Source organism: Glycomyces artemisiae (assembly GCF_003002955.1).
GTDB lineage: Bacteria > Actinomycetota > Actinomycetes > Mycobacteriales > Micromonosporaceae > Glycomyces > Glycomyces artemisiae.
In genome coordinates this window covers 55,318-62,649 of the sequence record NZ_PVTJ01000016.1, presented here as the reverse complement: position 1 = coordinate 62,649, position 7,332 = coordinate 55,318, and the positions used below count along the sequence as shown (strand labels likewise).

Sequence of the window (7,332 nt, the reverse complement as noted above, 5' to 3'; positions counted from 1 at the left end):
GCCCTGATAGGCTCGACACAGAAGCCTCCTATTGAAATCCGTTGCAGCACAACAGATTCAACAGGAGGCTTCCTCAGTTCGTAAACACGACCTAGCTGCTACCCCTGCGGGGCGTCGCGGATCATGCAGGTGAGGCGGCCGGTGCAGATGCGGCGGTCGTCCTCGTCGCTGACGACGATCTCGTAGGTCGCGGTCGAGCGGCCGCGGTGGATCGGGACCGCCACGCCGGTGACCGTGCCGGAGCGGACCGCGCGGTGGTGGGTCACGTTCAGGTCCACGCCGACCGCGATGCGGCCGGGCCCGGCGTGGAGCATCGAGCCGACCGATCCGAGCGTCTCGGCGAGGACCGCCGACGCGCCGCCGTGGAGGAGCCCGTACGGCTGCCGGTTCCCCTCGACGCCCATGCGCGCGACGACGCGCTCCGGCGCGGCCTCCAGGACCTCGATGCCCATGCGCGCGCCCAGCTCCCCGGCGGAGAACAGCTGCTGGAGGTCCATCCCCGCACCAGCGAACTGGGCGAGGACCTCGGGCGGGAATTCGGTCATGTCGGGCGGCTCCCATCAGACGTCGGCCCGGCCGCATCGTCGCGGCCGGGGCGTCAGCCGAGTCTAGATCCTCCCCGGCGCACCCGGGAATTCACCGGCCGGACACCTCCGCCCGTGCATTTCGGACACGTTCCATGAGAGGATCGCTCAGCGAATCCTCCTCCGCTTCCCTTGGGACGAAAGGCGACCGCCTTGCACCGCACCCGGAACGCCGCCGCGATCGGCGCCACGGCCGTCCTCCTCGCGAGCGGCGCGCTCCTGTGGCTCGCGCCCGCCGCGGGCGCCGACGAGCCCGCAGTCACCGTCGACTTCACGACCCCCGTCGCGCAGCTCGAACCCGGCGACCTCGGCGCCTCGATCACCGGCTACGGCGGCCTCAACTACATCGTCAACAGCGACGCCCACCGGGCCGCGATGGCCGCCCAGGGCTTCGGCGCGCTCCGCATCGAGCTCGAATACGCCGTCCCCGGCGACCACGCCAGCCGCATCGTCTGCGGCGGCGACTACTGCCACACCGACTACGACGGGGACCAGTGGATCGACGCGATCCGGTCGCTCGGCGCGGAGCCGATCCTCGTGGTCCCCGCAGAACCCGGCGACGCGCTCGCGCTCTTCGAGCACTTCGACGCCCAGGCGCCGATCACGAAGGTGGTCGTGGGCAACGAACTCGACGCGGGCGATCCGCCCAAGATGGACGCCGCGACGTACAGCGCCCGCTTCAACGGGATCGCCGCGGGCATCCACGCCCTCGATCCGGCCGTCCAGGTCGGCGGGCCCGGGACGGCCTACGACAACACCCCGTACCTGACGACGTTCCTCACCGGCTCGGGCGACCACGTCGACTTCGTCGACTACCACGACTACGGCAAGGGCACCGAGGCCAAGCCCGCGGAGCAGCTGCTCGCGGAGGCCGCCGACTACGGGACCGACATCGCCGCGGTGCGCGCGCTCATCGACGCGACCGTCCCGGCCCGCGCCGACGAGATCGGCATCCAGATCGGCGAATGGAACATGGACTGGGCCGATCCGAGCCCGGCGTGCGCGTCGATGACCACGCACCTCCCGGCCGTGTGGGGTGCTGCGGTCCTCGGCACGATCCTCGAAGCGGACGCGACCGCGCTCGTCTACGGCGACAAGAACGGATGCCTCGGCCTGACCGGCGAATGGGGCGAGGGGACGGGGGCGGACTTCGTGGACATGAACGAGCCGCTGCCGGTCTACCACGGCATCGGCATGTTCACCGGCGAGGACCTGTTCCGCCCCTTCGGTTCCACCATGGTCGCGACCACCAGCCCCGACCCGCTCCTGTACGTGTTCGCCTCCACGGGGGAGCGGAACGTCGTCCTCGTCAACACCGGTACGGCCGCGGCGACCACCGGCATCGACTTCACCGGGCTCGCCGCCGGGACCGCCGACGTCTGGCGCACCACCGACGCCGACCGCACCCCGCACCCGGACGGCACCGCCGCGATCACCGGCGGCGCCATGACGATCGACCTCCCGGCCCGCTCGGTGACGACGCTGGTCATCGGCTGACCTTCGGAGGGCACACAGATGCCGCGGCGACCGATGGGCCCCCGGTACAAGGGTGCCTCGGGGGTCCGACAGTCCCGCCCGAGTGGACCCGTTCGGGGGCCCGGCGGCCGAGCCGCCGGGCCCCCGAACGCGTCGGGGGTGGGGGATCAGATCGGTGTGCAGGTGACCGCCGGGGTTGCGGGGGAGCCGGTGCCGATGAAGCCCCAAGCGGAGGTCTTCGTCTGGCCCGCGGCGACTGCGCCGTTCCAGTCGACGTCGGTGGCCGTCACGGAGGTCCCGCTGCTCGTCACGGTGGCGTTCCAGCTGCTGGAGATCGTCTGGCCGCCCGTCCACGTCCAGGTCAGGCGCCACCCGGAGATCGCCGCCGAGCCCGCGGTGACGTCGACGTTCGCCTGCCAGCCGGAGTTCCACGAGCTCACGACCTTGATCGCCGCCGAGCACCCGCCCGCCGGGCCGCCCGTGGGCGTCGTGACCGGGTCCGTGGGGGAGGTCGTGGGGTCGACGTCGGTGTCGTACCCGAAGAACTCCAGCGCTTTCGCGGCCATGCCCCACGAGTACAGGTTGTGCCCGGTCCCCTGGAGGCTGATCGCCTCGACCGCGGCCTGGGCGCCGGTGCCGCCGTAGCGGGTCCGGTTCCAGTTCGCTTGCGGCACATCGGAGTGGTCGGGGGTCTGGTCGGTGCCGTGGACGTTCGTCCACTGGTCGATCTGCTCCTGGAAGTTCGGGTACCGCAGCGTGTCGTCAGCGGTGCCGTGCCAGATCTGCATCCGCGGCCACGGGCCCGAGTACCCGGGGTTGTTGTTCCTGACGGCGTCGCCCCACTGCTGCGGGGTGCGGTTGATCGTCCCGCCCGAGCACTCCGAGTTCCACTCCGAGCCGTTGGTCGTGGCGAAGCACGTGTACGGCACGCCTGAGAACGACGCGCCCGCCGCGAAGACCTCGGGGTAGACCGCCAGCATCACGTTGGTCATCATCGCGCCCGAGGAGATGCCCGTCGAGTAGACCTGGTCGGGGTCGACGTTGTACCGCGCGTCCACCCAGTCCATCATGGACTTCACGCCGACCGAGTCGCTCCCGGTGCCCGCCAAGGACGCCGCGGACGACACGTCCCAGCACTTGCTCGACCGCGTCACCGACGGGTACAGCACGATGAACCCGTACTGGTCGGCCAGCTGCGCCCACTCGGTGCCGCTGTACATGGCCGGGCCCGACCCGGTGCAGTAGTGGATCGCGACCACCAGGGCCGGTTCGGGATCGACGTTGTCGGGGACGTACAGGTACATCTGGAGGTTGCTCGGATTCGTCCCGAAATTCGTGATCTCGGTGAGGCTCGCCGCGCTGGCGGGCCTGGGGATCATGACCGCGATGAGCGCGGCCGCGGCGACGAAGACGGCGGCCGCGGCCGCCATCAGTCCTCTCCGCATGCGGGGGAAGGAGATTGTGGACATGGAGACCTCTCTGGACGCTGCCGGGGGCGTCTTGCGGCCCTCGGAACGGACCGCGCGAGCCGGAGGAAAAAGGACGAGGATCGCGATGAGGGTCCACACACTATATATGCACAATCTTCAATATGCAAGCGCTCCCAACAGCACGTGAGACCGCCCGGTGAGAGCACCGGGCGGTTCGGAGGCGGCGGGTCAGGCGCGTTCGCCCGCTGCTGCGGCTATGCCGAGGCCGATCATCGCGGTGCCGCCCGTGCGGGCGAGGACGAGTTTCGGCTTGGGGCGCTTGAAGACGTCGCGGACCGCCGACGCGACGAGGCCCCAGACGGTGTCGCAGGCCGCCGCGAGGGCTGCGAAGGTGCCGCCGAGGATGAGCATCTGGATGGTCGCCGAACCGGCGGAGGGGTCCACGAACTGCGGCAGGATCGCCAGGTAGAACAGGATCGTCTTGGGGTTGAGCAGGCCGACCATGAAGCCCTCGCCCATCGTCGCCAGCGTGCGCTTCGGCGTCGCCCGGTCCTCCTCGGGGGTGGCGAGCATGCCGCCGCGGTCCCGGAACGACTTGACGCCCAGGTAGATCAGGTACGCCGCCCCGGCGTACTTGACGATCGCGAACGCCAGCGCCGACTCCTGGATGAGCGCCCCCAGTCCCACGGCCGCGAGGGCCGAGGCGCAGAAGGTGCCCACGGCGTTCCCCCAGGCGGTGAGGACCGCCTGCCGCCGCCCGTAGATCAGCGCCCGGCTCACGGTGAACATGACCGACGGCCCCGGGATGAGGATCAGGACGAGCGAAGCGGCGACGAACGTCAGGAAGTGCGCGGTATCCGTCATGCCCCGATCAAAGCACCGGCGCCGCGCTGCCGGCAAGCCGATTTCCGGCCGCGGCCGTCCCGTTGCCGAACCGACGCCTCTCCGGCTCCTCGTGACACTCCGCGCACGGACGCCTCCGGCGTCACAAGGCCGGGCGTCCACAGCAGAGGTCCGCGTGGTACAGAGTTCTCCTTACATCCCTCATCCATCGCAGGAGCCCGCATTGGTCCTTCCGCCCGGGGCGGGGACGCCGCCCCCAGACGACCCCACCCTCCCGATCCAGCGCCTCCAGCCGCGCTGGCCCCTGCCCGCCCCTCCCGCCAACCAGTTCCCGCCGCCGCAGGTGCAGCCGCGCGGCGACGCCGCCCGCGTCGTCGGCGGGTTCGCGCTGCTCGCCGTTCCCATTGCGGCCCTGGTCGTCGCGTACGTGCTGCCGACGATCCGCACGTTCCAGTTCAGCCGCCTCGGCGGCGTCGGATTCGCCGACCCCGAACATGTCGGGGGTGCGAACTACGATCGGGTGGTCGACGAAGGCGCGTTCTTGAACGGCCTGGCGCACCTGATCGGCCCGACCGCGCTGCTGGTGCTCGGCGGGGCCGTCGTCGCACCGCTGCTGGCGCTGCTGCTGCACCGCGCCGGAGCGAAGGTCCGCGCGGTATCGCGCGTCGTGTGGGCCCTCGCCGCGGTCTCGTTCGCGCCCGCGGCGCTGACCGTCGCCTGGCTGGTCTCGGGCGTCGCCGACGGCCGCGGTTCGGACGCGACCGTGTACGACTGGCCGCTGCTCGTCTCCGGCGTGGTCGTCGGCACGGGCGTGCTCGCCGGGCTCGCGGCCCTGCGCGGCGACGGCAGCCGCGTGGGCGCCGTGCTCACGACCGCGGGCCTGACCGCGATCGGCCTGACCGCCGCCGGGCTCCAGACGTTCGCCTACGGCACGATCAGCGGCCTGCCCGCCGACGCGCCCGTGCCCCTGCGCCAGATCTACGAGGGCATCAGAGGCGGGTTCGACGTGGGCGGCGCGGCCGCGAAGTCGATGCTGCTCCTGGCGATCCTCGCCGTCCTCGGCGTCGGCGCCGCGGTCCTGTTCGCCGCGGCGCGGGTGCGGATCGACGTGGTGCCCGGCGAAGGGGCGCGCCGCGAGGCCGCGCCGCGGCCGGAGCCGCAGCAGGTCCGCGAGTTCGGGTTCGGCCCGCGCGGGGCCTTCGGCCCGGGGCCGACCGTGTCCGGGACGACGGCGTTCAGTCCGGCCGCACCGGAGGCGGCCGGACCGGGAGTGCCGGGCCAGCGGGCGCCGGAGCAGGGCCTTGCGGCCGGGACGCCCGGGCCGTTTCCAGGCGGACAAGGGGCGCGCCCTGTGGCCGGAGCGTCCGGGGCCTTTCCCGGCGGACGAGGCCCGGGCCCGGCGGCCGGGTTCTCTCCCGGCGGCCCGGGCCCTGCGGCCGGGTCGGCGCCCAGCGGGCCGAGCCCGGCGGCAGGGCCCCCGTCCAGCGGTCGGACCAGGTCGGGCGAGTCCGGTGCGGCGCAGCCGGTCCCGGTCCGCGCCGGGGCCGTCGTCCTCGGGGTCCTGGTGCTGCTCGCCGCGGTCGGGGCGGTCGGCTACTTCCTGCTGCCGTGGGCGTCGCGAGTGGCCGAAGGGGGGCCGGAGCCGCTGGACCTGTGGTTCGTCATCCGCCGCACCTGGGGCCCGCCACTGGTGACCACCGCGATCGCCTTGGTCGCGGCCGGGATCGGCGGATTCGCGATCGGGGCGCTGCGGCCGGTCGGGGACGCGTCGCGGTGGCTGCTGCTGCCGTTCGCGCCGTGGCTCTTCGTCGGCACCGGGCCGCTCGCGACCGCGAACCTCGAAGCCGTCGCGGGCGAAGGCGAATGGGTCACGATCGGGTCGTTCCCGCCGCGGGCGTGGATCGCGGTCCCGCTGCTGTTCCTGTTCACGGCCCTGTGCTGGGGCCTGGAGGACCGCCGCCGCGCGCTCGCCGCCGAAGGCCGGGGAAGCGCGAACGGGGCGTTCGCCAAGGCCGCGTGGCCGTTCGCGCTGCTGGCGGCAATGGCGCTGCTCCTGGTCCACGTGCAGGACCTGTTCTGGACGCAGCTGACGTTCCAGGACATGCTCAGCTCCGGCGTGATGGTCTACGCCCTGTCGAACCTCGACCTGGAGCACACCGGCATCACGTACGGGTTCCCGCTGCCGCTCCTCGCCGTCTATGCGGCCGCGGCGGTCGCGTTCGCGCTCTGGTACCTGCCGCGCCTGGCGATCCGCACCGGCCGGCCCTGAAGACGCGGAACGGGGGCCGACTTGCCTCGGCCCCCGCTCCGTCCGCCTCCGCTAGTTCCTGACGAACTCGATGTCGTGGAAGCGGCCCGCCGCCGTGTCGTAGTGGAGCCGCGCGCCCTCCATGTACCCGAACAAGGGCCCCCAGTCGTCGTGCTCCGCGTCGGGGAACAGCGCCACGAGCCCGCACTCGATGTGGCCGCCGTGCCCGATGACCAGGGCCGCGTCCCCGGGGCCGAGCGGGGCGAGGAGCTCGGACCACTGGCGGGCGAGCGCGTGCGAGTAGTCGCTGACGGCGCTGCCGCGGCGGCTGACCAGGCGCGCGAGCCGCGTGAACGGGGCGCCGACGTCGTGGTTGGCGGCCTGCGACTCCTGAAGGAACGCGTTCACATTGTGGAGGGTGGGGAGTTCGACGGTGACCGCGAAGCCCATCGCGATGGCCGTCTCCCTCGCCCGCGGGGCGACGCTCGTGGCGACGGTCTCGAAGGGCCCCATGAGGGTCCCGGACCAGCGCGCCAGCTCGACCCCCTCCTGCGAGAGGTGGACGGCCTCGTCGCCGTTGCGCTTGCTGTGCCGTCGGATTTCGAGCATGGGCATGGCGGTCTCTTCTCTTCTCGAACACGCTGCAAGCGGGTGGAGCGTGTGGTGCGCCGGCGGTCCGCATCGAGCCTACGCGGCAGGTGAGGACCCGGACGAAGGTGGCTGCGTGACCCAGGTCAAGCACCGGTTCGGA

Annotated in this window: 6 protein-coding genes; 2 read left to right on the top strand and 4 right to left on the bottom strand. The window is 72.3% G+C overall.

The window, feature by feature from the left end:
• Positions 1–98: 98 nt before the first annotated feature.
• Complete coding sequence (locus B0I28_RS26315) at positions 99–545, bottom strand: PaaI family thioesterase (RefSeq protein ID WP_106366846.1); 447 nt, start codon at positions 543–545, stop codon at positions 99–101.
• Positions 546–737: 192 nt separating this feature from the next.
• Between B0I28_RS26315 and B0I28_RS26310 the strand changes: the two genes are divergently transcribed.
• Entirely contained in the window at positions 738–2,081 is a 1,344-nt protein-coding gene (locus tag B0I28_RS26310; protein ID WP_106366845.1) for a GH39 family glycosyl hydrolase, read from the top strand.
• A 146-nt stretch (positions 2,082–2,227) separates the two neighbouring features.
• Here the strand turns inward: B0I28_RS26310 and B0I28_RS26305 are convergent, their stop codons facing one another.
• Positions 2,228–3,505 (bottom strand): extracellular catalytic domain type 1 short-chain-length polyhydroxyalkanoate depolymerase, encoded by a 1,278-nt coding sequence (locus tag B0I28_RS26305; RefSeq protein ID WP_106366844.1) that lies wholly within the window; start codon positions 3,503–3,505, stop codon positions 2,228–2,230.
• Between the two features lie 213 nt (positions 3,506–3,718).
• Positions 3,719–4,354 (bottom strand): LysE family translocator, encoded by a 636-nt coding sequence (locus tag B0I28_RS26300; protein WP_106366843.1) that lies wholly within the window; start codon positions 4,352–4,354, stop codon positions 3,719–3,721.
• A 202-nt stretch (positions 4,355–4,556) separates the two neighbouring features.
• Here B0I28_RS26300 and B0I28_RS26295 point away from each other — a divergent pair, with 202 nt between their 5' ends.
• Positions 4,557–6,602, top strand: a complete 2,046-nt coding sequence (locus B0I28_RS26295; RefSeq protein ID WP_106366842.1) for a hypothetical protein — start codon at positions 4,557–4,559, stop codon at positions 6,600–6,602.
• Between the two features lie 51 nt (positions 6,603–6,653).
• Here B0I28_RS26295 and B0I28_RS26290 read toward each other — a convergent pair whose 3' ends face one another.
• Positions 6,654–7,196: a histidine phosphatase family protein gene (locus B0I28_RS26290; protein WP_106366841.1), complete on the bottom strand. Its 543-nt coding sequence runs from the start codon at positions 7,194–7,196 to the stop codon at positions 6,654–6,656.
• Between the last annotated feature and the right edge of the window lie 136 nt (positions 7,197–7,332).